The sequence below is a fragment of the Streptomyces liliiviolaceus genome (assembly GCF_018070025.1).
Classification (GTDB): domain Bacteria; phylum Actinomycetota; class Actinomycetes; order Streptomycetales; family Streptomycetaceae; genus Streptomyces; species Streptomyces liliiviolaceus.
Genome location: NZ_JAGPYQ010000003.1, coordinates 17,148 through 42,298, shown reverse-complemented (window position 1 = coordinate 42,298; position 25,151 = coordinate 17,148). Strand labels below are relative to the sequence as shown.

Annotated in this window: 13 protein-coding genes and 2 pseudogenes; 5 read left to right on the top strand and 10 right to left on the bottom strand. The window is 69.3% G+C overall.

What is annotated here, in order from left to right; genetic code table 11:
• Window positions 1–20 precede the first annotated feature (20 nt).
• Together J8N05_RS46425 and J8N05_RS46420 are read right to left on the bottom strand one after the other, a co-directional pair.
• Window positions 21–428: a hypothetical protein gene (locus J8N05_RS46425; RefSeq protein WP_210894473.1), complete on the bottom strand. Its 408-nt coding sequence runs from the start codon at window positions 426–428 to the stop codon at window positions 21–23.
• Complete coding sequence (locus J8N05_RS46420; RefSeq protein ID WP_247707040.1) at window positions 425–808, bottom strand: multiubiquitin domain-containing protein; 384 nt, start codon at window positions 806–808, stop codon at window positions 425–427. The genes J8N05_RS46425 and J8N05_RS46420 overlap by 4 nt, the downstream gene beginning before the upstream one ends.
• Window positions 809–1,020: 212 nt before the next feature.
• Between J8N05_RS46420 and J8N05_RS48290 the strand changes: the two are divergent.
• A pseudogene (locus J8N05_RS48290) lies at window positions 1,021–1,659 on the top strand (helix-turn-helix domain-containing protein); the annotation flags it as partial.
• Window positions 1,660–2,020: 361 nt separating this feature from the next.
• A complete protein-coding gene (locus J8N05_RS46415; protein ID WP_210894471.1) occupies window positions 2,021–3,019 on the top strand; it encodes an STM4015 family protein in 999 nt (332 codons plus the stop codon).
• 876 nt (window positions 3,020–3,895) lie between these two features.
• Here the strand turns inward: J8N05_RS46415 and J8N05_RS46410 are convergent.
• From J8N05_RS46410 to J8N05_RS48345, 7 genes and pseudogenes are all read right to left on the bottom strand, one after another.
• The gene (locus J8N05_RS46410; RefSeq protein ID WP_210894470.1) at window positions 3,896–4,696 is read right to left on the bottom strand and encodes an ABC transporter permease; all 801 of its coding nucleotides are present in this window, start codon (window positions 4,694–4,696) and stop codon (window positions 3,896–3,898) included.
• Entirely contained in the window at window positions 4,693–5,691 is a 999-nt protein-coding gene (locus J8N05_RS46405; protein WP_210894467.1) for an ATP-binding cassette domain-containing protein, read from the bottom strand. Before J8N05_RS46405 ends, J8N05_RS46410 begins: the two co-directional genes overlap by 4 nt.
• A gap of 40 nt (window positions 5,692–5,731) precedes the next feature.
• A complete protein-coding gene (locus J8N05_RS46400; RefSeq protein ID WP_210894466.1) occupies window positions 5,732–5,938 on the bottom strand; it encodes an MbtH family protein in 207 nt (68 codons plus the stop codon).
• A complete protein-coding gene (locus J8N05_RS46395; RefSeq protein WP_282108213.1) occupies window positions 5,935–16,419 on the bottom strand; it encodes a non-ribosomal peptide synthetase in 10,485 nt (3,494 codons plus the stop codon). Before J8N05_RS46395 ends, J8N05_RS46400 begins: the two co-directional genes overlap by 4 nt.
• A 902-nt stretch (window positions 16,420–17,321) precedes the next feature.
• Entirely contained in the window at window positions 17,322–18,050 is a 729-nt protein-coding gene (locus J8N05_RS46390) for a transposase (RefSeq protein WP_210894464.1), read from the bottom strand.
• A 40-nt stretch (window positions 18,051–18,090) separates the two neighbouring features.
• Entirely contained in the window at window positions 18,091–18,900 is an 810-nt protein-coding gene (locus J8N05_RS46385; protein WP_247707039.1) for an SAVMC3_10250 family protein, read from the bottom strand.
• Between the two features lie 439 nt (window positions 18,901–19,339).
• Window positions 19,340–19,851: pseudogene (locus J8N05_RS48345) on the bottom strand (transposase); the annotation flags it as partial.
• A gap of 348 nt (window positions 19,852–20,199) precedes the next feature.
• On the opposite strand from J8N05_RS48345, the gene J8N05_RS46375 reads away from it, so the two are divergent.
• Entirely contained in the window at window positions 20,200–20,715 is a 516-nt protein-coding gene (locus J8N05_RS46375) for a hypothetical protein (RefSeq protein ID WP_210894549.1), read from the top strand.
• 46 nt (window positions 20,716–20,761) lie between these two features.
• Here J8N05_RS46375 and J8N05_RS46370 read toward each other — a convergent pair whose 3' ends face one another.
• Complete coding sequence (locus J8N05_RS46370; protein ID WP_247707038.1) at window positions 20,762–21,667, bottom strand: DUF4231 domain-containing protein; 906 nt, start codon at window positions 21,665–21,667, stop codon at window positions 20,762–20,764.
• A 523-nt stretch (window positions 21,668–22,190) separates the two neighbouring features.
• Here J8N05_RS46370 and fxsBH point away from each other — a divergent pair.
• Both fxsBH and J8N05_RS46360 read left to right on the top strand, forming a co-directional pair.
• Window positions 22,191–24,335 (top strand): radical SAM/SPASM protein FxsBH, inactivated beta-hydroxylase extension form, encoded by a 2,145-nt coding sequence (fxsBH, locus tag J8N05_RS46365; protein ID WP_210894460.1) that lies wholly within the window; start codon window positions 22,191–22,193, stop codon window positions 24,333–24,335.
• Between the two features lie 4 nt (window positions 24,336–24,339).
• Window positions 24,340–25,134 carry an AAC(3) family N-acetyltransferase gene (locus J8N05_RS46360; protein WP_247707037.1) on the top strand — a complete coding sequence of 265 codons (795 nt, stop codon included), beginning with the start codon at window positions 24,340–24,342 and terminating at the stop codon, window positions 25,132–25,134.
• Window positions 25,135–25,151 lie beyond the last annotated feature (17 nt).

Below are 25,151 nucleotides of genomic sequence, written 5' to 3'. Positions count from 1 at the left end.
GGCTCCAGCGGCGGGCGGGTTCACTGCTCGATGAGCAATGCCAGGATCATCCTCAATGCCTTGTTCACGGGAGTGTCGACCGCGGGGTTTCGCTGGTTGGATCGGCGGGAGATCTGCAGGGCCGGCTCGCTGGGGCGCCCCTGCCAGGTGACGGGCTGGATCGCCTGACCGTGCGGTTGGCCGTCGGTGCGGTTGAGCATGCCGGTGTAGTGGGGGTAGATGTCCGCGTCAGGGTGGGCAGCGGAAATCTGGAAGCCGAGCCAGGTTTGTGCGGGGGTATAAGCGGGGCCGACGGTCAGATCGCTGATGACGGCGTAGACGCCTCCGGACCCGTCAGGTGTGGTGGTGACGGTGTCCGCCCCGAAGTGCGCACGCAGCTCGGTGAGAGCTGTATCGATCGGGGCGGACGTCGCCGGGTGCGTGGTCACGAGTTGTCGTCCGGAGGAACGGCGAGGAACTCGAGGTTGCGGTGGATCCCGACGGTGTCGGTGTCCCCGACGATGTTGTAGCGGTGACCGTGCTTGACGGAGAGTTGGAAGCCGGTGTCGATAGGCAGGCCCTGCGCGGCGGCCGCCTGCTTGATCTCCAGACCGGTCATCTCCCGCTCGGGCAGTTGGACCGTCTGGTTGTTGATGCTCACCGGGATCGTGCGCGGCGGCGGCGTTCGGGCGTCGCGGCGCTGCCACACCTCGATGCCGTCGCCATTGACGAGGACGTCGGTGAGCGTCTGCCACGCGCGGTGGCCACACCGCCACCGCACCGCCCCCAGCGGCCCTTCGGCCTGGAGGCGGGGAAGGATCGTGTACAAGCAGCGGGATCGCGTCGCTGCAGTCGCGGTACCCGTCGCCTCGCTCCCCCGACGGGCCGCCCACGGGCTCCCCAGCGGCCAGACCAGAGCTCCCGGATGAGGTCCAGGACGCGGTTCATGCAGTTGTCCATGCCGAGGGCAACGAACTGGCGGTCATCGCCCTCCACAGCCTCACCCACGACCTCCGTGCGGCCCGAACACTGATTGCGGACATGGCCAACCGGCATCAACTGGCTGCCGGCGCCTCCGACCCCGCGCCGCTGGACATGACCGCCACCGCGTGGACCGAAGCAGGCAACGCACGACACCGTGCAACCGCCGGAGCCCTGGCCTCCACAGCCACCTCCCTGGGACCGCACGGGCTCCTCCACACCGTGCCCGCCGACCGGCTCACCACCTGGGCCACCGCCATCCTCACCCCCCTCAACCGAGAACAGCACCGGACACTGGAGGCCTACCTGCGCTCCGGATCCGCCCACACCACCGCAGCCGTGCTCGGCACCTCCGAAGGCACCGTCCGCACCCGGCTGCGCGCGATCAGCACACGCCTGGCCGCCGAACTCGACCACCCCACCATCCAGGCACAACTCCTGCTCGCCCTACGAGCCCCCACCACTCCCACAGGGGCCGACTTGTCCGCACCCCTTGGCCCCGAACCCCCGATACCCGCCGAACTGCTCGACCCCGACAAGGCTCAGCGCTGGGCCTCGGCCCTTCTCAAACCACTGGACCAGCCGCTGCGTATCGCCCTGCGCTGCTGGCTCAACCACCGCGGCCGCACCGCCCCCGCCGCCACCGAACTCGGCCTCAGCCGCAGCACCCTCACCCACTGGCTCAACCGATGCAGCCAAACACTCTCCCTCGACCTGGCTTCCGCAACCGTACGGACAGAACTCCACCTCGCCATCGAGACGACGGCCCCACACACACGACACACCCACCCAACTGCCGCGACGAGGAGGGAGAACCTACCGAGGGGCATAGAAGACGGACCTCCTTTTCCCGTCGGCGGTCATCCCACATGCGGACATTCCATTTCGCCGGAACTTCGCCCAAGAAGCCGGAAGTCCGCGCAGCGGTGGCGTCGGACCTATGGACTCGTGCCCCCAGCGCTCTCACGGTTTGACAGATCGCATGAGGAGTCAGTGGGTGCTGCTAGAACTACTGCTGCGTGCGGTATCCCGGCCACATCATCTGACAGGAGCGATCTGGATGAAGTGTTTCGACAACCACCTGGAAGAGTTGTTCGGTCTTCCGGCTCTGCTCTTTCCCCAGACCGGAGAAGCTGCCGGGACCGTGAAGCCCGGCGCCGTGGCCTGGCGGATCGGCTACCCGCGGTGGGAGGTCGACGAAGAGCTGTGGAACGAGACCTTCGACCGCTTCTGCGCCGAAATTGACGTCACGCAGGTCCGGGCCCTGATCGCCGGCAACTGGGAGGACATGGAGGACACCGACTCCTCGGAAGTCGTCGCAGCTCTGCTGGCGGCACGTGAGCAGTTACCCGCGCTGCGGGCGCTGTTCCTCGGCGACATCACCGAGGAAGAGTGCAAGTTCAGCCGGATCCACCAGAGCGATGTCTCACCCCTGCTGGCTGCCTTTCCCGCGCTGGAGGAGTTCGGCATGCGCGCCGGGGTGCGCGACGATCAGGGACAGACCGGCGGGACGCTGCAGTTTCCCGCCCTGCGCCATGACGCTCTGCGCAGGCTCGTCGTGCAGAGCTGCGAACTGCCCTACGACATCGTCCGCGGCGTGGCAGCGAGCGACCTGCCTGCGCTGGAGCATCTCGAACTGTGGCTGGGCAGCGAGGAATACGGATTTCGCTGCGAGGTCACCGATCTGGAAGACATCCTCTCCGGTACCCGGCTGCCCCGGCTGCGGCACCTGGCCCTGACCAACAGCGACCTGCAGGACGACATCGCCACCGCAGTCGCCTCCGCCCCGGTAGTCGCCCAACTTGAGGTCCTCGACCTGTCCAAAGGCACCCTGGGCGACGAAGGCGCCGCAGCCCTCCTCTCCGGCCAGCCCCTCACCCACCTCAAACAACTCGACCTCCACCACAACTTCATCAGCAAACCATTCCGGCAACGCCTACGCGAAACACTCGAACCCGCAGGCGTCCACGTGAACCTCGGAACCGAAAAATCCGACAAAGACGAAAAAAACATCCACGAAGACCGCTACATCTGCCTGGGCGCCCTCACCCACTGGTGACACCCCAGAACGACCCACCGACCGGCCTTCAAACAGCGCCACACTGCAGACTTCCCCACTGTGATGTGTCTTCACATGTCCGCCCACACCCCCACCCGTGAGAAACGATCTTGAGGCGTGCGAAAAGCACCGAGCGCGCAGCTTCTGCTGGTGCTCTGTGATCAACTCGTCTCCTCGGTGCAATCCGCGTCGAGGGTCTCTCGCGCAACGGCCCACGTCGGCTGGAAGTACCCGGTGAAGGGCTTTCGGTGATGTAGGCGCCCGCGTGGATGTGCAGCCCGTCGAGGTCGCCGTTGGAGCACCGCTCGCCGGAGCGGGCTTCGGCGAGCGGTGCCCAGAGGGTGGACCACGGCAGGCCCGCACCCTGGGCGCAGGCGAGCGGGCGCAGGAAGCGTTCAGCCTTGGAACGTTGGGAGCCGAAGCGGTCGAGGAAGGTGGCGAATGCCTCTCCTGCATCGCTGGGAAGGCGTTCACGCCAGTCCGGCAGGGAGGTGTCGATCGGTCGGCAGCCGGTCGCCCGGCACCAGTACGCCCAACTGCAGGGCCTGCTTGGCCTGCTTGGCCTGCTTGGCCTGCTTGGCCTGTTGCACGATCTGCTGGAAGGCAGGGACTCAGTTTCGCCTGTCGATGCGGAACTCCGTGACTAGCACCACCACTTCACACCTCGATTAACGGAGCGGTGGTGGAGGAGGAGTGTGCCGGGGGGGTGTCAACGGCCGCCGGAGGGGCCTCCCAGGCAGGGTTTCGGCCGTAGGGGCGCCCCGGCTTCGTGTTCATCCCGGGATGCCGAACCCAGGCACGCCGGTTCCCCACTACTCCACCTGACGATCCGCTGAAGGAGCACAACAGCCTTCTGCACACCGGGGCCTGCGGTTCTCATCCCAGAGTCACCCTGCGGAACCTGGCCAGAGACACCAGCATGAAGGCCATTGTGATGAGGCAGGCACAGCCAAGGGCGTAAGGCAGTGCGTGGACCACGGGCCAGGCGGTACTGACCGGGATGCCGCCGGGTGGCGGGTTTCCGAAGAGCTGACGCACGGCTGTCGCCGTCGCTGAGACAGGGTTCCATTCCGCCACGGTGCGCAACGGTCCGGGCATGGTGTGGGTGGAGACGAACGCCGACGACACGAAGGTGACAGGGAAGAGCCAGATGAGGCCGGCACTCTGGGCCACTTCGACGCTGCGGGCGAGGAGCCCGATCGCTGCTCCGACCCAGGACATGGCGAAGGCGAAGAACAGGATCAGGAGAAAGCCGACGAGCGCGTCGGTGACGGAGGCGTGTATGCGCCAGCCGACCAGCAGGCCGCACAGCGAGGTGACGATCAGGGTGACGCTGCTCATGGTCAGGTCCGACAGGGTTCGGCCCAGGAGTACCGCCATGCGGGGCATGGGCAGGGAGCGGAAGCGGTCCACGATGCCCTTGTCCATGTCGTTCGCGAGCCCCAGGGCGGTGAACGCGGCATTGAACGTGACGGCCTGGGCGAAGATGCCCCCCATCAGGAAGGTGCGGTAGTCGGCTCCGCCGAGGCTGCCTCCGAAGACGTACGCCAGGAGCAGGACGAACATGACCGGCTGCACGAGCGCTGCGATGACCGAGCCCGGGGTGCGGCGCAGGTTGAGCAGATTGCGCCAGGCCACGATGGACGAGTCGCGGGCCAGGCGGCCGACGGCGTTCACCGGGCTCCTTCCATCGGTGGTGCGACGGCGCCTTCGCCGGCGGTCCGCGGTCGACCGGTCAGGGTCAGGAAGACGTCGTCGAGTGTGGGTGGCGCCAGTGCGACGTCCCGCACCTCGATGTCCAACTGGCGCAGGCAGCCGAGGGCGTATTCGAGACTGGCGGCACCGTGGTCGGTGGCGACGGTGAAGCGGCCCGTACGGGCGTCGAGGGCGGGGACGTGAGGTCCCAGGGCGTCCAGGATCTCGGCGGCCGGTGCCCGTTGGTGGGCCGCGGGCACGGTCAGGGACAGGCGCTCGCCGCCCACCCGTGCCTTGAGCTGGGCCGCCGTGCCGCGGGCGATGACCCGGCCGCCCTCGATGACGGCGATGGTGTCGGCCAACTGGTCGGCTTCTTCGAGGTATTGCGTGGTCAGCAGCACGGTGGTGCCGGCCGCCACGAGTTCCTGGATGGACGTCCAGGTGTCGGCGCGTCCGCGCGGGTCGAGACCCGTGGTCGGCTCGTCGAGAACGACGACGGACGGCCGGGCGACGAGTGCGCCCGCGAGGTCGAGGCGGCGGCGCATACCGCCGGAGTAGGTTCCGCTGCGCCGGTCCGCGGCGTCCTTGAGGTCGAAACCGTCGAGCAGTTGGCCCGCCCGGCGTCTGGCCGCGTGCCGTCCCATCCCGTACAGCCGGCCGACGAGGTAGAGGTTCTCCCGCCCGGTGAGCTTCTCGTCGACGGCGGCGTACTGGCCCGACAGCCCGAGATTGCGGCGGGCGCCCTCCGGGTCCTCGCGTACGTCGTGTCCGGCCACCCAGGCATGGCCGCTGTCGGCTCTGAGCAGCGTGGACAGCACCCGCACGGTCGTGGTCTTGCCCGCTCCGTTGGGGCCGAGCACCCCGAGCACCGTGCCGGGGGCCGCTTCCAGGTCCACGCCGGCGAGAGCCTGTTTGTCCCCGAAGCGCTTGGTGAGCCCTTCGGCGCGTATCGCGGGCTCGTCGGTCCGCTGAGTCATCGCTGCCTTTCGTCGTGGTGGGGCCGGACCCCGGGGGCTGTCAGGCCACGCTGATACGGGCGCTCCGGGGGGTCAGGTCGGTCCAGTGCAGTTCGACGTATTCCAGGCAGGGGGCCTGTTCGGCGGGGCCGAAGACGGCTTCCCAGCCGGCGGGCACCTCGGCGAAGGACGGCCACAGGGCGTGCTGGCCCTCGTCGTTGACGACGACGCGGTGCTGGGTACGGGGGTCGTCGAAGGGGTTGGTCATGAGGGGTCTCCCTGTGTGGGCCGGTGCCCGGCGCGCAGGGTTGCGGCCAGGGTCGTTCCGATCTGCTCCCGTGCTTGGGGCTGCATCATCTGGGCGTGTGCGCAGGGCACGTCGTGGTTCTCGACGGGGCCGTCGATGTAGGGCGCCCACAGGTCGAGGCCGAAGGTGTCGGCGGGGCGTCCCTCGACGGCGGTGAAGAACAGGGCCGGGCCGTGGAAGGTGCGCGGCGTGTAGTTCCTCATCAGCCGGGACTGGCCGGCGAAGTTGTCGACCATCGCGTCGATGGTGGCCGGTTCCAGTGAGCCGAGCGGGCTGCCCGCCTGCCGGAACGCCTCGCGCACCGCGGAGGCCTGGACGGGCCCGTCGGTGTCGAGGCCGTCCGCACCGACGCCCATGTTGGACAGCAGGGCGCGGAAGACGGTGTCGCGGCTCGCGCTGTCGAGGTCGTCGAGCGGAGCGAGCGGGAAGGCGTCCAGGATGGTCAGCAGTGCGACCTGTTCGCCGGCCTCCTGGAGCTGGACGGCGACCTCCTGGACGACGTTCCCGCCGAAGGACCAGCCGAAGAGGTGGTAGGGGCCGTGCGGTTGGACGGTGCGCAGTTCCTGGACGTAACCGGCCGCCATGGCCTCGATGCTGTCGGGGAAGGGTGCGCGGCCGTCGAGGTTGGGGGTCTGCAGTCCGTACACCGGCTGGTCGGGGTCCAGATGGGGCAGCAGCCCGCCGTAGGACCAGGCGAGGCCGCCGGCCGGGTGGACGCAAAAAAGCGGCGGCCGGCTGCCGGTGGTGCGCAGCGGCAGGAGGGTCGCCAGCGGGTTGTCCTGGGCCGGGTCGAGGAGGCGCTCCGCGAGGAGCGCCACGGTGGGTGCCTCGAAGAGGCTGCGGATGCTGATCTCGACGCCGAGGGTGGCGCGGACGCGTCCGATGAGCCGGGTGGCCAGCAGGGAGTGTCCGCCCAGGTCGAAGAAGTCGTCGTCGATGAGGACCTGTCCGACGCCCAGCACTTCGGCGAACAGCGAGCACAGCACGTCCTCGCGGGGGTTGCGCGGGCTGCGTCCCGTGGTGTCGGTCCGGGTCAGGGGTGCCGGATCCGGCAGGGAGTTCCGGTCGAGCTTTCCGCTCGGGGTCAGCGGCAGCCGCTCCAGGGTCAGCCATCGGGAGGGAACCATGTAGGCGGGCAGCTGCGTAAGGGCGTACTCGCGCAGTGCCGTGAGCCGCTCCTCGGGGGTGCCGGTGTCCTCGGTGCGTTCGTGCAGTACGACGTAGGCGGCCAGTTCGGTGGTGGTGCCGCCCGGGCGGGGCAGGACGGCGGTGCGGCGGACGCCGGGGTGTGCTTCGAGGACCGCCGCGACCTCGTCGGGTTCCACCCGAAAGCCCCGGATCTTGAGCTGGCCGTCGTCGCGGCCGGCGAATTCGAGGGAGCCGTCGGCGGCGCGGACCGCGCGGTCGCCGGTGCGGTACATGCGCGCGCCTGCCGGTCCGTAGGGGTCGGGAACGAAGCTGCCCGCGGTCTCGGCCGGCCGGTTGTGGTAGCCGTGGGCGAGGCTGTCGCCGGCCAGGTACAGGTCGCCGACGATCCCGACGGGTACGGGGCGAAGGCGCGCGTCGAGCAGAGCCACCCGGGTGCCGGTCACGGGTGTGCCGAGCACCGGCCGGTCGGTGTCGCGCACGGCCGCCACGAGTGTGTCGACGGTGGCTTCGGTGGGGCCGTAGAAGTTCCAGCTCTGGACGTCGGGGACGGCGCGCAGGGTGGTCCACAGTGCGGCCGGGACGGCTTCACCGCCCAGGATCACGACCGTCGGCCGGTGGGAGGCGTCCGGGTCGAGCAGGCCCGCGTCCAGGAGCTGGCGGATGTGGGTCGGGGTGGACTCCAGGACGTCGAGGCGCCGCGTGCGCACCGCGTCGACCAGTGCTTCGCCGTCCCTGCGGGTGAGGTCGTCGAGCAGATGCAGGTGATGCCCGTCGATCATCCAGAGCAGCGGGTCGAGGGACGCGTCGAAGGAGAGCGCGGCGCTGAGGGCCACCCTCAGCCGCTTGCGCCCGCCGGCCCGTACGGCCGCGGCGAAGGTGTGCGTCCGGTGGTGCTCCAGCAGCCGGGCGAGCGAGGCATGTCCGACACGTACGCCCTTGGGTTTCCCGGTCGAGCCCGAGGTGTGGATGAGGTAGGCGGCGGCGCCCGGCAGGGGTGGCGCCGTGCGGGCCGACGATGCGGGCGCCCGCAGCAGGCGGGCAGGCTCGGGGTGGTCGAGGAGCAGGCGGGGCCACATTCCGGGGATCAGGTGTGCCGTGGCGTCGGTGGCGACGACCAGCGCGGGGCGGACGTCGTCCAGGACGGCCTCGATACGCCCGGCCGGGAGTCCGGTGTCCAGGGGCGCGCAGACCGCGCCGGCCTTGAACACGCCGAGCAGCGCCGCCACCGAGTCGACGGAACGGGGCAGCAGGACGGCGACGGGATCGCCGGGGCCCGCTCCGGATGTCCTCAGGAGTGCGGCGATGCGGTCGGACCGGGCGTCGAGTTCGGCGAACGACGCCAGGCCGTCGGGCGCGGTCACGGCGATGTCGCCGCTGCGGGCGTGGGCGACGGTCTCGGCGAACCGGCCGAGGACGGTCGACGCGGCCGGGCCGGCGGCCGCGGCTGCGTCCGGGCGGCCGAGGGCCAGCAGGCGGGCCCGCTCCGGAGCGTCCGTCAGTTCCAGGTCGGACAGCCGGGTGCCGGGCGTGGTCACGGCCTGCGCCGTCAGCCGCAGGAACCAGTCCGTCATGCGCCGCACGGTGGCGGTGTCGAAGAGGTCCTCGCTGAACTCCACCGTGGCGTCGATGACGTCGTTCCCCGGGCCGGGACCCTGACGCTGCGTGAAGCTGAAGGAGAGATCGAACTTGGCGCCCGCCGTGTCGACTCCTTCCATCTCCGCCTGCAGACCCGGCAGGTCGAGCCGGGGCTGACGGGTGTTGTTGAGGGTGAGCATCACCTGGAACAGGGGATGACGGCTGAGGGACCGGGCGGGCCGCACCTCCTCCACCAGGCGCTCGAAGGGCAGCTCCTGGTGGGCGTAGGCGCCGAGGTCGGTGTCGCGCACCCGGGCGAGCAGTTCGCCGAAGGTCGGATCGGCGCCGGCGTCCGTGCGCAGCGCGAGGGTGTTGACGAAGAATCCGACGACGGGATCGAGGGCTTCGTCCGTGCGGCCGGCGACCGGTGTACCGATGGTGATGTCGTCGCCGGCGCCGACGCGGTGCAGCAGGGTGGTGAGCGCGGCGTGCAGGACCATGAAGGTACTGGTGGACGACGTGCCGGCCAGCCGGGACAGGGCCGCCGTGGTGGCGGGCGGCAGCTGGAAGGGGACCGTGGCGCCGCGGCCGGTGGGCACGGCCGGCCTGGGCCGGTCGACGGGCAGCAAGGTCTCCTCGGGCGCCCCGGCCATCACGCCCTTCCAGTAGGCGAGTTGCTCGGTGGCCAGGGACCGCGGATCGCCGGCGCTGCCCAGCAGGTCGTGCTGCCACGACGTGTAGTCCGCGTACTGGACGGGCAGCGGGGCCCAGTTGGGCGCGCGTCCCGCGGTCCGTGCGGCGTAGGCGCCTGCCAGGTCCTGGGCCAGTGGGCCCATCGACCAGCCGTCGGCGGCGATGTGATGCACGGTGAGCAGCAGTGTGTGCCGGTCCTCGGCGCACTGGAACAGGTCCGCGCGCAGCGGTATCTCGTGCGCCAGGTCGAAGGGCCCGCGTGCCGCGGTGCGCAGGGCTCCGGGAAGGTCCGCGGCGGGCAGCCGGGTGGTCGGCAGGTCGGGGCGCGCGTCGCCGGGGGCGAGCACGGCCTGGTAGGGCTCCTGGCCGTCGGTGTGGATGAGGGTGCGCAGGCTCTCGTGCCGGGCCACCACGTCCGCGAGGGCGCGGTGCAGGGCGGGCCGGTCCAGGGTGCCGCGCAGTTCCACGGCGACGCTGATGTGATACGCGGCGGAGCCGGGGTCCAGTTCGTGCAGGAACCACAGCCGTTGCTGTGCCGGGGACAGCGGCGGGCGGGCGGGCCTGCGGGTGCGCCGCAGCGCCGGTCGTGCGGTGTCGGCCACGTTCAGGCGTTCGGCCAGAGCAGCCGGGGTCGTCGACTCGAACAGGGAGCGCACCGGCAGCTCGACGCCGAACACCGAACGGATCCGGCTGATGACGCGGGTGGCCAGCAGCGAGTGCCCGCCGAGTTCGAAGAAGTCCTCGTCGCGGCCGACGCGCGGCTGGTCGAGGCTTTCGGCGAACAGGGCACACAGGATCTCCTCCTGCGCGGACCGCGGTGGACCGGTGTCCTCCACTCCGTCCGCCCGCTCCGGTCCGTCCGCTCCTTCCGTCTCCGGGCCCGCGGATTCATCGGCCCGCGACGGCAGGGCGGTGAAGTCGACCTTGCCGTGGGCGGTGAGCGGCAGCGCGGCCACGGGGACGACGGTGCTCGGCACCATGTAGGACGGGAGCCGGTCGGCCATGAAGGCGCGCAGGGCCGGCGGGGAGAGCTTCTGTCCGTCGCACGCGACGACCCAGCAGCTCAGGCGTCCCTCGCCGTGCGGATCGGGACGGACGGCAACCGCCGACTGGGCGACGTCCGGGTGGGCACCGAGGACCGTCTCGATCTCCCCGGTCTCGACACGGAAGCCCCGCACCTTGACCTGGCCGTCGGCACGTCCGACGTATTCAAGGAGTCCCTGCCGGCGCCGCACCAGGTCACCGGTGCGGTACATCCGCGTTCCGGCCGGCCCGTAGGGGTCCGGGAGGAAACGCCGCGCCGTGTCCCAGGAGCGGTTCTCATACCCCCGCGCGAGCCCCGGGCCGCTGAGGTACAGCTCACCGGTCGCGCCCGGGGCGGCGGGCCGCAGCCGGGTGTCGAGGACGCGGGCACGCATCCCCGCGACAGCGCTGCCCAGATGCGGGCGGGTGCCGTAGACGACCCGTCCCATCACACTGTCCACCGTGGTCTCCGTCGGCCCGTAGAGGTTCCAGACGGCGACATCGTGCAGGGCGCCCAGTTCCTGCCACAGCGCGTCGCGGAGGGGTTCGCCGCCCAGGGCCAGCACGCGGGGGCGGGGACGGCCGGGGGCGAACAGCCCGCAGGCCCTGAGCTGTTCGAGGAAGGACGGCGTGGTTTCGACGACGTCGATGCAGGTGTCGTGGATCAGCGCGGTCAGTGCCTCGGGGTCGCGGCGCGTGTCGTCGTCCACCAGGTGGAGTTCGTGTCCGGCGATCATCCAGAGCAGCGGGTCGAAGGACGCGTCGAAAGTCATGGCGGCCGTGAGCGCGACCCGCAGCGGCCGGCCGTTGTTCTCCGCCTCGGCGGGTCCCATCAGCCGCTCGCCGTGCCCTGCGAACAGGTTCAGCAGCGCACGGTGTTCCACGGCCACACCCTTGGGCGTACCGGTGGATCCCGAGGTGTGGAGCACGTAGGCCACGTCGTGGGGCCGCGGCCCGGCCGGGGCCGTGCCATGGGCCGGGTGCGGGGGCCGGGGGCCGTCCAGGAGGAGCCGCTCCGTCGTGGCGGGGAGAGCGCGGCCGGCCTCGGTGGTGGTCAGCAGGAGGCGGGGAGCCACCGAGCCGAGGATCGCCTCGATACGGGCGCGGGGGTGCGAGAGGTCCAGAGGTACGTAGGCCGCTCCGGAGCGGAGCACTCCCATGAGCGCCACGATGTGGGAGGTGTCGCGCGGCATGGCCACCGCCACCCGGTCGCCGGCCGCGACTCCGCGGTCCTGCAGGGTGCGGGCGAGTTGTTCGCTCCGTTCCAGGAGTTCACCGAAGGTGAGCCGGCCGTCCGCGGCGATCACGGCGGTGCGGTTCGGCTGGAGGGTGGCGCGCGTGGTGAACACGTCCATGACGGTGATGTCCTCGCCCACGCCGTCCCGCTCCCGGCGGGCGGGACTGAACCGGGCCGCGGAGGACGTCGTGGGTGCCGTGGAGGCCGGCGGCAGCTCCCCCAGCGCCGCGGCGCGCCCGCTCGCGGTGAGGAACTCGGCGTCGGCGGCCGGACGGTCGGGGGCGGCGAGGACCGCACCGACCAGCCGGGAGAAATGCTCGGCGAAGCGGACGGCCGTCCCGCGGTCGAAGAGGTCCTGGCTGAACTCCAGTTCACCCACGATCCCAGCAGGAGCACCCTCGCCGTCGTGCCGCTCGGCCAGGTCCCAGGTGAGGTCGAACTTCGCCCCGGCGCCACCGATCGCGCTCTCGTGACGGACGGTGAGTCCGTCGAGAAAGAGCCGGGGCGGGGGCGTGTTGTTGAGGCTGAACATGACCTGGAAGAGGGGATGACGGGACAGGGACCGCTCGGGCGTCATCTCCTCCACGATGCGTTCGAAGGGCAGGTCCTGGTGGGCGTAGGCCGCCAGGTCGGCGTGCCTGACCCGCTCGACCAGCTCGCGGAAGGTGGGGGACGCCGATGTGTCGGTCCGCAGTACGAGGGTGTTGACGAAGAAGCCCACCAGGTCGGCGAGCCCCTCGTCGGTGCGGCCCGCCACCGGGGTTCCGATCGCGATGTCCTCTCCCCCGCCCAGCCGGGACATCAGGGCGGCCAGCGCGGCGTGCAGCACCATGAACGTGCTGGCACCGCAGTCGGCCGCCAGTCGCACCAGGGCGCGGTGCGTGGCCGCGTCGATCGTGACCGGCACCTTCTGGCCCCGGCCCGGGCCCTGGGCCCGGCGCGGCCGGTCCAGAGGGAACGTCACCTCCTGCGGCAGGCCGTCGAGGGCCGCCGACCAGTGGGCGAGCTGACGCCCCGCGACACTGTCCGCCCGCCCGGGGTCCCCGAGCAGGGCCCGCTGCCACAGCGCGTAGTCGGCATACTGGACGGGCAGCGGGTCCAGGTCCGGCAGTGTGCCGGCGGCGCGGGCGGCGTACGCGGCGGAGAGGTCGCGCATCAGGGGGCCCAACGACCAGCCGTCGACGGCTATGTGATGCAGCGTCAGGACGAGGGTGTGCTCGTGGTGCGCGGTCGGGAACAGCTGGGCGCGCAGCGGCAGATCACGGCTCAGGTCGAACGGGGTGCGGTCGGGCTCCGGCGTCACGGCCCCCGGGGCGGGCATCATCGTGAGCGGCGGGCGGGCGGATTCCGGCGGCAGGACACGCTGATGGGTGCCGTCCGCGTCCTCGGCGAAGACCGTACGGAGACTCTCGTGCCGTTCCGTGAGATCGGCCAGTGCCATGGCCAGCGCCTCCGTGTCCAGCGGGCCCGACAGCCGCAGAGCGACCGGCAGGTGGTAGGCGTCCGAGTCCCGGTCCACCTCGTGCAGGATCCACAGCCGTTGCTGCCCGAAGGAGATCGGCAGCCGGCCGGGACGTGGCCGCGCCGCTCGCACCGGCGGCCGGGCGATCGCGGCGGTGGCCAGCTGCCCGACGAGTCCCGCCGGGGTCGGCGCCTCGAACAAGGAGCGGATCGGCAGTTCCACCCCGAAGGCGTGGCGGATCCGGCTCACCAGCCGCGTCGCCAGCAGGGAGTGCCCGCCCAACAGGAAGAAGCTGTCGTCCCGGCCGACCCGGGGCAGCTCCAGACAGGCCGCGAAGACCTCGCACATCCGCTTCTCGTCCGGGGTGCGCGGATCGCCGCCGCGCGAGGACACCGGCCGGGCCCGCGGCAGCCGGTCGGCGTCCAGCTTCCCGTTGGGGGTCAGCGGCAGTTCCGGTACCACCGCGTAGGCGGTGGGCACCATGTGCTCGGGCAGCGTCCGGGCGAGGCTGTCCCGCACCTCGGCGAGATCGAGGTCCGCCGGTGCCGCGTCCCGCGCGTCGGCCCGTACGAGGTAGGCGGTGAGCCGCTCCACGCCGTCCTTGGACGGGGCGAGCGTGACCGCGGCCCCGGTGACGCCGGTCAGGGCACGCAGCGCGGACTCGATCTCGCCGGTCTCCACGCGGTGGCCGCGGACCTTGATCTGGCGGTCGCTGCGCCCGAGGAACACCAGCGATCCGCTCTCGCTCCAGCGGGCCAGGTCGCCGGTGCGGTACATGCGGTCGCCGGGCCGGCCGAACGGGTCCGGGAGGAAGCGCTCCGCCGTCAGCCCCGGCCGGCCCGTGTAGCCACGCGCCACGCCCTCACCGGAGACGTACAGCTCGCCCACGGCGCCGTGGGGCAGGGGGTGCAGGGACGGGTCGAGCACGTAGACGCGGGCACCCGCGATCGGCCGGCCGATGACCGGGCTGCCGCCGGTGATCCGGCTGGTCGTCGCGTCGACGGTGGTCTCCGTGGGCCCGTAGAAGTTGAAGACGAGCAGGTCGGCCTGGACGGCGAGTTCGTTCCACAGCTCCTCGTCGACCGCTTCACCGCCCAGCGCGATGATCCGGGGCCGGTGGCCGGACGCGGTGAGCAGACCGGCGTCGAGCATGTGCCGCAGGTAGGCGGGCGTCGTCTCGATGGCGTCGATGCGCTGTGCCACCAGGAAGTCCACCAGCGCCTCGGGGTCACGGCGGACGCCGTCCTCGACGATGTGCAGTTCATGGCCCGCGACCATCCACAGCACCGGGTCCCACGAGGCGTCGAACGAGGTGGCGGCGGTCAGCGCGACCCGCAGCCTGCGCCCCAGGGTCCGCTCGGCGAGGGCGTAGGCGTCCTTGCGGTGATGGTCGAGCAGGTTGCTGAGCGAGCGGTGTTCCACCACGACGCCCTTGGGCCGGCCCGTGGATCCCGAGGTGTAGATGACGTACGCGGCGTCACGGCCGCCCGGGCGGCACGGGGCGGCGACATCCGGTTCCTGCTCGGCGAGAGCCGGGTCGACGAGGCGCAGTTCACGCCGCGGATCGACGACGCCCACCGTGTCGGCGTTCGCGACCAGCGCCACGGGATGCGAGTCCCCGATCATGAAGGCGAGCCGGTCCACGGGGTACGACGGGTCCAGCGGCAGATAGGCGGCGCCGGTCCGCATCACCGCGAGCATCGCCACCACGAGATCGGTGGACCTGGGCAGGCCCACGGCCACGCGCGTGCCGGGGCGGGCACCCGCCCCGGCCAGCACACCGGCCAGTACGTCGACCCGGGCGTCGAGTTCGGCGAAGGACAGCCGTGCCGTACCGCAGACGACCGCCGTCTCGCGCGGGGAAGCCCGCGCCTGCTCCGCGAGCTGCTCGGGAAGGGGAGCGTGGTCATCGGCGGTGCGGGCCGCACCGGAGGAACCCTGTGAGGCGAGAGCGAGGACCTCGCGGCGTTCGTCCGCGCCGACGAACTGCAGCGAGCCGATGGCGCGTTCCGGGTCCTGCGCGAAGGCGTCGAGCAGCCGGCAGAGCCGTTCGTGATGCCCCGCCAGTTCCCGCGGGGTGTGCAGCCCCGGATTGCCCAGCAGGTCGACGCGCAGACCGCCGTCGGCGTACGAGGCGTGGACCGCGACGGCCAGGTCCTCGACGGGGCCGACGGACAGGTTGTGCAGGGTCGCGGCGGCGGGGCCGAAGCCGAGTGTGTCGTCGAAGGCCAGTACGTTCACGGACGGCCCGGTCAGCGGCATGTCCGTACCGATGATGCCCAGATCGCGGCGCAGGTCCTCCGAGGGATAGCGCTGGTGGCGCAGCACCTCACGGGCCTGCGCGGACGCCCGCTTCACCACGTCGGCCACCCGGTCCGCCGCCGATATCCGCAGCCGCATCGGCAGGACGTTGCTGAGCATGGCCGGCGTCGTCCGGGTCAGAGCGGTGCGCCGGCCGGTCACCGGCAGACCCAGCACCACTTCGCCCAGCCCGCGGCTGCGGTGGAGGTAGACCGCCATGGCCGCCATGAAGAACGTCGGCCAGCCGACACCGGCCTCTCTGGCCGCCGCGCGCAGCCGCTCCACCCGGGCGCCGTCGAAGTCCTGGCCGACCCGCAGTGCCGCGGGCCCGGGACGGCGCCGGACATCGCCCAGCCCGACCGGAGGCGGAGCGTCGGCCAGGTGGCGCGCCCAGAACTCCCGGTCGAGGCGCAGCTGCGGCGAGTCCCGGTAGGCGCGCTCCTCGTCGAGGACCGCCTCAAGGGTGCCTGCGGGGCCCGGTACCGGCTCGCTGCCGCAGAGCAGCGCGGTGTAGACCTCGGCGATGCGGCCGAGCGCGAGCACGGCCCCGAATCCGTCGATCGCGAGATGGTGCACCTGCTGATGGAAGAGATGACGCGTCGGCGTCAGCCGGTACAGAGTCATCCTCACCAGCGGCCCCGCGACAAGGTCGGCGGGCCGCCGAAGATCCGACTCCATACGCCGCAGAGCCTCACCGCGCGGGTCCTGGGCCCCGGACAGATCCACCAGCGGAACGTCGATGCCGGCCCGGGAACGGATCCGCTGGAAGGGCACTCCGTCGCGGTCGCCGAACGTCACCCGGAGCGCTTCGCACTCCTCCGTCACCCGCCCGACCGCCGCCCGCAGCGTCTCCGGGTCGACCGGCCCGTCGATGTCCGCGTACTCGGCCACGTTGCACGACGGGTTCTCCGCGTCCATCCGCTGGGCGAACCAGAGCCCCCGCTGCGCCGCCGTCAAGGGCAGCCGCCCGGTCGAAAGGTCGGTGTGCGGTGCGTCGTTCACGTGTTTTCACCTCTGTGGAAGTCCTGCGCAGGCCGCGCCACTGACAGTCGGCAACGGGTCCGAATCCGGCATGCATGGGTCCGCTGAGCCAGCAGCTCCACGGTTGGCGGCACATGGCCGGCTCGTGCCGTGGACCGCGCTGGTTCAGGTGTCCTCCCACCCCGGCCCTTCATTCCGCATCACGGTTGCGAATGCCTGTGCGCAGGGATGCACCTGCGCGTCTCCGATTCCCAGGACGTCGACGTAGCCCGGAAACCCTTCACACAAGTGGTCCGTGACCACAGAGATGTCGGATTGGTGCTGTGACGCACGACACGACCGCAGGGTCTGTTCTTTTGCAGTTCGCTGGCGCGTACATCCGCATATCGAAGAATGTTCCCGCGGCGACCAAGCCGCCCGACCCCCCGGCCTCGGAGCCCTCATGACGAACTGTCTGCCGAACAAGGCCTTGGAGGGTCCATGAACCTGCCTACCACTGTCCTGCGATGGGGCGCTGTGTCCACCACCGCCGCCGCGCTGCTGATAGGGGCTGCGGCATCCGCCGGAGCGGCCACACCGGAGGAAGCGAGCAGTCGGCAGACACACTCCGCACCGTCGGACCGGCCCGGCGACGCGTCCTCGGCACCGGGAACGTACTCGACCGCCTATCGCGGCGTTCAGGGAGGCAACCTCTGCCTGCTGTCGGACTGCTCGGTAGGCGGATCGTCCACGGGTGAGCAGAGCTCCGGCCCCAGCAACACCCAGGGCTTCAATCTGTGCCTGCTGTCCCGTTGCGGGGTTCGCCCCTGAGCGTGGCCGACCCGATGCCCGGCTCGCGTCCGGGCATCGGATCGATGCCCAGGACGGACGGGGGGGGGCTGCGGTGTCTGCGGGCGGCGCGGGCCGGTGTCGCCGTGCAGGTTTCAGTCGGTGAGCCGACCGGGGCTGACCATGCGGTACTCGTAGGCCATGACCACGACTTGGGACCTGTCCCGGGCACCGAGTTTGGCCATGATGCGGCTGACGTGGGTCTTCGCGGTCAAAGGTGAGACCACCAGTTGTGCGGCGATTTCAGCGTTGGTGCATCCGGCGGCGATCAGCCGCATGACTTCGCGTTCGCGGCCGGTCAGCGCGTCGAGGCGCCGGTCGGGACGTCGGGTGGGGTCCGGGCGGTTGGCGAACTCGGCGATGAGCCTGCGGGTGACGGAGGGGCTGATGAGCGCGTCGCCTCGCATGGCGACGCGCACCGCGTGCAGGAGTTCCGCCGGTTCGGTGTCCTTCACGAGGAAGCCCGTGGCACCGGCTCGCAAGGCCCCGTACACGTACTCGTCGAGGTCGAACGTCGTCAGCATGACCACCTTCACCGCCGCCAGCCGCTCGACGTCGCCCGCCGCGTCCGCCTTCGCCTGTGCGGCCTGCAGCATCCGGTCGAACGTCCCGTCCGCCGCCCACCTGCGGAAACGCGTATGCAGCGTGGCCCACGGACCGTAACGCTCGGGCACATCCCGCCAGGCCGTCCCGGTCCGGAGCTTCCACACGATCCCATTCAGGACCCTGCGGTCCTCCAGCCGCTTCCGGCCCCGCAACGACACGGGCAGCAACGGCCGGACGAACTCCCACTCAACATCGGCCAGTTCATGGCGACGTATCACGACACCATGATCCATCACGGTGATCATTTGAAGACACTGCCTAGGCCCGTGTGATACCTGGGGGTCGCCACCAGCGTCTGCGGGGCTCAGGCCCACCGATTTGGGGTGTCGACGGAACTGGCTGCACGCCCACCTCTACGTACAAGGGGGTGGCCACGATCATCCGGTGCCGCAGCCGTTCCGGTGGGAAATTGCACAGCACGCGGGCGTGCCCCCGTAGATACCCAGGGATCCGATAGAAGTGCGAGATCATGGAGAAGGCCGACCTGGCCGCGAATTCTTGATCGTGCAAGCCAGTGGAAGCCAATGCTTCCAGGGGCGTCGTGTCCCCATCTGCTTCTCGTTGGACGAGTTCGGCTGCCATGTCATGCAGCCAGTCAGAGCCGGATCCCATCCTGGTCGGCGGATGATCACGGTGGTCTCTCACATGCTGCTTTGAGCCGCACAGCAGAAGTTCGATGTGAGGGCAGAACTCGCCGTCGCGGTGCGTGCAGTGGTGCTCTTCCAGCGACGCATAGGCAAACACACCACGGTCGTCGTATCCGACATCACTGACTGCGGCGCCGTAGCGGAACGGGCCCCGGAACTCAAGCCAGGCGTCGAGTCCGAGATGCGCGCAGGCTGCGGGCTCCCAGGTGCGCGCCCAGCACTGTTTTTTGAGATGGTCCAAGACGGACTCGAGTCGTTCGGCAGGCGTTGGCTCCGCTGCCACGCCCTCCCCCAGGGCGATGCGAGCGCTGGTGCCCAGCATGCCGGCTTCGGCGTCAACAGCTCGATCGGTGAGTCTTCTTCGTGACGCCTCGTAGAAGTCATCGAGCTTCGCGATCGACAGATATTGAAGCTCTCGCACATCCCCGCCTACTGTTGGTTGGCACTGCGGTCGCCCACGCGCGGGAATTTACCGCGGTGGCACAGATCTTGTCCGAACCATTCCACCACTCCCCCACCGTCGCCCCTCCGTCCATGGCCTCAACTTCAGTCTCCGGTAGGCCGTGTTGATGTTGCCGTGCCAGCGAGCCAGGGCGTCGTGCATGGCCGGGGTGATACGCAGGTGCGGGCGGCCTTTGTGGAGTGTAGGTGCCGTTGTGGGCGTCGGCGTTGTCCATTGAGCGGCGCACGGTGCGCCAGTGGACGCTGAAGGCGGTGGCGACGGTGCGGATGCCGTGGCGGGTGAGGCTGTCTGCGTCGCGCAGGCATCGCAATCGGCGGACGGCGGCTTCGCGCAGGGAGGGTGGTGTCGTAGGGGCCGTCTGGTGGGGTGTGGCAGACACAGGAGGTTGCTGCTTTCTGTTCGTCCGTGATCTGCGTGAAGGCGTCACCAGGAAGCTGCCGCCGCCGCAGCCACCCTGCGATCTGCTCGGGTGACCAGCACAGAGCCAGCGTGGCTTGACCAGAGCGCGTAGAGCGGGCCGCTGGGCGAGCTTGCTTGAGGCGGGGCCCGCGTTCGTAGACGGCTGCATCGGCCGTGGTGGCCCGGTAGCGGTCCCGCCGCCGTTGCGGGCGATCTCGCGCGAGACGGTCGAAGGAGATCGGCCCAGCCGCTCGGCCAGTTGCCGGGTCGATTCCCCGGCGGCGAGGCTGCGGGAGATCTCCTCACGTTCGCTGCCGCGCAGATGCCGCTCAGATGCCGCTCTGAACGCGTTTGCGGAGCGAGGCGGACGTCGCCGCTCTGATGCAGGAACCGGCGGGCGTGCTGCATCGGTGCCTCGACTGCCCCTCCGATCAAGCTGAACGACTGCCCCTCGCGGCGGCGTCTTCAGATCTCGTCCTGCTGAGCTGGCGAGAACCCACAGTTATGCACCTGCACCTGCACCTGCACCTGCACCTGCACGATCACATGATAGTCCGAAGGTGGTTCGTCGATCACTTGAGGGTGCCGTCTCGCGCTTGGTTGGCCGTAGCGCGTCGGGCACCGCTCATCGTCAGGGAGCGACGGATCTCGGGCTGACATCACTAGAGCGGCACAGACCGGTGGGCCACCGTGCGGCCGTCGGTACATGGCGATGTAGGTGCGGGACGGCCGTGAGGTGGTAGCCGTTTGTGGGCACGTGCGCCCCTGCGCATTCTTCGAGGGCGACGCTACGGTGGGAATCCTCGACAGCAATAGGAAGGCGTTCTCGTGACGACCGGAGCCGCGGCGGCCCGAACGATCGGAACCGGTCCCGCCGGAAACGCGTCGGCCCGTACTGGCTTCACCCGGATCGGCGTCACTGGGCACCGTGCGATTCCCGTTGCTGCCTTGCCGTCGGTGCGTTCAGGCATACGTAGACAGCTCAGCGACGGTGGCGTGAGAGCCATCAGTAGTCTCGCTGCCGGCGCTGACCAGTTGTTCGCGGACATCGCCTTGGACAGCGGCATTCCGGTGACGGCGGTGATTCCAGGTATGGATCACGAGGCCCACCTCGACGATGACGCAGCGCGGTCCGTGTATCGCAGGATCCTCAGTTCTTGTGCGGATCGTGTTGATTTGCCGCTTGAACCAACGCATGAGCAAGCGTACTTCGCGGCGGGCCGCTGGATCGTCGACCACTGCGATCTCTTGGTCGCCGTCTGGGACGGGCGTCCGGCCCGTGGTCTGGGCGGCACCGGCGATGTGGTGGCCTACGCACACCGCCAAGGCGTCCCGGTTGCGATCATGTGGCCGAGAGGTATTGAACGAGATTGACATGGTCTTTTGAACTTTGGGCTCGCAAGGTTCGGTTCTTGTCTCTTCACGCACCGAACCTTGCCAGCCATTCTGTATGCGCCGGCGATACCAGCCGTTCCGTCTGCGCCACAGCATCGGCCCAGCCTGCCTGCGTCACCGTGGTGGACATCGCTATCCCTGCCGTCTCCAAGTCCTGCTCGATCAAGGAGTGCGCGTGCGTGAGCGGCCGATGCCGACGCACTTCTTGCCACGCGACACCCGCCGCCGCGCCCGCGCTCAGCAAGCCGGCCAGGTCCCAGCCTTCGATGAACCCGAGACTCTTCAGAACAGCCGCGGCCAGGGCGAGCAGGGTCAGCAGTGCAGTGACAGTTGACCAGTGTGCCGAAGCGCGATGGGTTCGCATCGCATGGTTTCTGTACCAAATCGATTGTTCGAGAAGACGGTCACGCAGATAGATGTCTCGGCGTGCCATGAAGGACTTTGCCCGCACTGCGCGCATCCGAGGCGTAATCTGGCCCGCCCCCCGTTCATCAGCCCCGTCCCGGGTGTCCTCCCAACCCCATGTACGTAACTCCCGCAACTGTTCCTCAACCCGCTCGGCGAACAACGCGTCAGGATCGGCGACGCGGGAGTGAAACGGCCCTCCATGCACCATGTACTGCCAGGCCAGCGACTTCATCAACTCAGCCGCCGCTCGGTGTGTCTGCCAGCGTGCGCGAGCTCGCCGCTTGGAGGAATACAAGCCAATGCCGATGGTCAGCCCGTACAGCGCAACGGCGCACGGCGCTCCGACGTGACTGGGCACCTGCTCCGCCATGACAGCAGCAGCCGTCGCCAGCAGAAGCACGATCAAGTGTTTGCGTACGGAACGGATGGACTCACTCTGATGACGTAATGCGCGTTCGTCACTTTGCCGGTAGAGGAGTGGTACGTCCCCTTCGCCCAAGGTCGTGCTTGGCACCGGAGTCATTGCGGCCCTCATCACGCCCCCTGATTTCATCGCGCCTGGGGTCCCAGCGTAGGAAGCAGGGAAAGGGAAGAGCCAGCCCTGTGCAGGGCCGCTCCCACTGGTTGGCTGGTATAGGGTCCAGACCAAACCCACGACTGGGTACCCGATGGGTTCGCCCCATCCGAACCGGAGCTACGTGACGACCATGACGAACCTTTCGGTGACGCCAGTGAAGCGTCCTTCGACCATGCCGATGGCGGCCTTCAGGGCCACCCTCCTGATGGACATCGATCCCTCTTCGACCCGCAATGTCGAACGGGCCGTCCACCGTTCGACAGATACGCTCGATCTTCGCGTGAACCGGACGATCAGGTTCAATTCCTCGTTCTGACGCCGAACGGCGCAAAATTTCACCCTGGCGTGGGTGCGTCCGGCGGCACCCCCACCGCGCGCACCCATTTCAGTGGCCTGAAGGCGCGTCAACGCCCCCTGCAGCCGAAGGTTTTGGTATGTCTTGACGCGTGCGGTCTGCCAAAATTACGCGGTGAAGAGTCAGCCATCCGGCAATCCACCTCTCAGACAGCTGGTCCTCAAGATCCACAGTAGGTGCGATCTGCTCTGTGACCACTGTTACGTATATCAGCATGCCGACCAGAGCTGGCAGGCCCGTCCGACCTTCATCCGGCCGGACACGGTCCGCTCCGTCGCCGCGCGGCTCACCGAATACGCCTCGGCACGTTCTCTGGAGTCCATCTCCGTGATCCTGCACGGGGGTGAGCCACTTCTGGTGGGACCAACCCGGCTGAAAAACATCTGTGCGGAGTTGACCCGCACGCTGACTCCCGTCACTGCGCTCGACTTGCGCTTGCACACCAATGCGGTGACCCTCAACAGACGCCATCTGGACGTCTGCAGAGAGTTCGGAGTCCACGTCAGTGTGTCGCTGGACGGCGACCGTGCGGCCAATGACCGCCATCGGGTCGATCGCCGGGGACGCAGCAGTTACGACCGGGTGGTGCGCGGGATCCGTTTACTTCAGGAACCGGAGTACCGCCACCTCTTCAGTGGTGTGTTGTGCACCGTAGACGTAGCGAATGATCCCGTCACCGTGCATGACGCCATCACCGCCCTCGATCCACCTCGCATCGATTACCTTCTCCCGCACTCCACATGGGACAGCCCTCCACCCAACCCGTCCGGCACCAGAACGCCTTATGCTGATTGGCTGCTCGCCATCTTCGATCGGTGGGATCAGCAGGGCCGCAAAACGCCTGTCCGGACATTCGAATCGGTGCTCAGCACCCAGCGCGGCGGACCGAGCCTCACCGAAGCCCTGGGACTCGCGCCCAGTGATCTCGCCGTGATCGAGACTGATGGCACCTTCGAGCAGGCAGACTGGCTCAAGACCGCCTACTCGGGTGCCCCCGAGACGGGATACGACGTTTTCCGGCACGGTTTCGCGGAGTTCGCGGCACATCCCGGTGTCCGAGCACGGCAGTTGGGCATCAAAGGTCTCAGCGAGACCTGCCGCAGCTGCCCGGTGGTGCAGTCCTGCGGAGGCGGACTGTATGGGCACCGCTATAGCTCCGAACGCCTGTTTGACAACCCCAGTGTGTTCTGCGCTGACTTGCAGTCTCTGATCGAAGGAATCGGCGACCGGTCGACCGTCCGCACGTTCGCCCGGGCCGTCCTGAACACCAGCGAACTGCACTGGGCCCAGTTGGAACTGGACCGGATGCTGTTGCGCCGGGTGCACGACCTGCTGGCCACGCAGCCGGACTGGACCGATGCCTGGCAGCTCCTGCTGGACCTGGACAAGGACCCGAACACAGCTCCGCACCTGAACGAGGTCCTCGCGCACCCTTATGTGCGCACCGGTTTGGTGCGTTCCTTTCACGGTTCCGCCGATGTCGCCTGGCTCATGGCGCTGGTCGTCGCCGCAGCGCTGCGCGCAGGCGTGAAGGCCAGTCTCACCTGGGTGAACCCAGATACCCGGCTGCACCTGCCGACCCTGGGCACCTACCAGCTCTCCGCTTCGGGGCGGGTCGAGGTCGAGGTCGCGCCCGACGCGTTCAGGGTACGCAGTCACGGCGGGCCCGACGAGGGTCTGGCGTGGTTGTGGATACATCTGGACGAGGCTCCTGTTGACGCGCGCTGGCGCGCCCTGGAGCGGCTGTGGGGGCAGGACGGCCCGCTCGTCGACGATGCCGATCCCTACCGCGACTGCTATCCCGCGCCCGTTGCGGGGCCGTCGGACAGCGGCGATTTCCGTGACCGGCTGACGCGGGCGTACGAGTTGCTGGACAAGGAGTCGTCAGGACCCGATGCGTTCCGCCCCGTCACCTTGACCCCGCTCGCGGCCGGCAGCGGGCTGCTCTTGGGCAGTCATGGGGTCGGGGCGCTCGGTGTGGCGGTCGACGTGGAACCTGAGGAGTTCGTGCGGGAACTGCCGCGCATCGGGCGGCGAGCCCGGTTGGCCGCCCTGCGGGAAACGGCGGACCTGCACCGTCCGGGTGGCCCGGCGGGCGCCCTCCTGGAGCGGGCGGACGAGGAACTGGGAAGGAAATCGTACGCTGGTGCGGCGCCTGCCCTTACGGCCCTCACCCTGTTGCCTGAGCACGAACTGACGCCCACGGGGGCGGTGTTGGTGGCACAGCTTTGGTCACAGTGGGCAGAAGGCTGTGGCTGACCCCATGGCCGACCCCGCGATCGGCACCACCTGCACGCTCGAAGTCGACCACCTGTTGAAGACGTTGGGTGTACGCAGGGGCGGTGTGCTGATGGTGCATGCCTCGCTCAGTGGCACCGGGGCCGACCCTCGGCTGGTGCGCGACGCTCTGCGGACCGCGCTCGGCCCGGCCGGCACTTTGATCGTGCCGACCTTCACGCCGGAAAATTCCGATACCTCGCGTGCATACCAAGACGTTGTTGCAGGCATGAGTGAGGCGGAAGTGACGCAATACCGCATGTCAATGCCGCCGTTCGATCCACAGGCGACGGCGTGCCCGACCATGGGGGCCCTAGCCGAATGCACGTGGACCACCCGTGGGGCCGTGCGCAGCGCCCATCCGCAGACCTCGCTGGCCGGGCTGGGCCCGCAGGCAAAGACATTGCTCAGGCGGCATCCTGTGCGCAGCCATCTCGGCAGGCTCTCGCCCATGGCGAAGTTGTATGCGGCCGATGCGCAGATCTTGCTGTTACGGGTCGGGTTCGAGGCGTGCAGTGCCTTGCACTACGCCGAGTATCTGATGCGTCCCAGGCCGCCGAAGCGTGCGTACCGCTGCGTGGTCGAGGACAAGGGAAATTGGATTACGTATCAGGACATCTCCCTCGATGACAGTGACTTCGGTGCGATCGGGGCCGGACTGCCCCGGGAACTGTTGCGGGAAGCCGTGTGGGCGTCGAAAAGCGTCGTACTGTGCCGAATGCGCGACGTGATCGACCACGCCAGAGCTCACTTACCCGGACATCGCCGGGCTTTGGCTTGAAAATAACGAACCGTACA

What these genes read in the sequence shown, in the direction of transcription:
- J8N05_RS46415 (WP_210894471.1), top strand. Translation starts at nt 2,021, where the DNA reads ATGAAGTGTTTCGACAACCACCTGGAAGAGTTGTTCGGTCTTCCGGCT.
- J8N05_RS46405 (WP_210894467.1), bottom strand. Translation starts at nt 5,691, where the DNA reads ATGACTCAGCGGACCGACGAGCCCGCGATACGCGCCGAAGGGCTCACC.
- J8N05_RS46400 (WP_210894466.1), bottom strand. Translation starts at nt 5,938, where the DNA reads ATGACCAACCCCTTCGACGACCCCCGTACCCAGCACCGCGTCGTCGTC.
- J8N05_RS46370 (WP_247707038.1), bottom strand. Translation starts at nt 21,667, where the DNA reads ATGACTCCGGTGCCAAGCACGACCTTGGGCGAAGGGGACGTACCACTC.
- J8N05_RS46360 (WP_247707037.1), top strand. Translation starts at nt 24,340, where the DNA reads ATGGCCGACCCCGCGATCGGCACCACCTGCACGCTCGAAGTCGACCAC.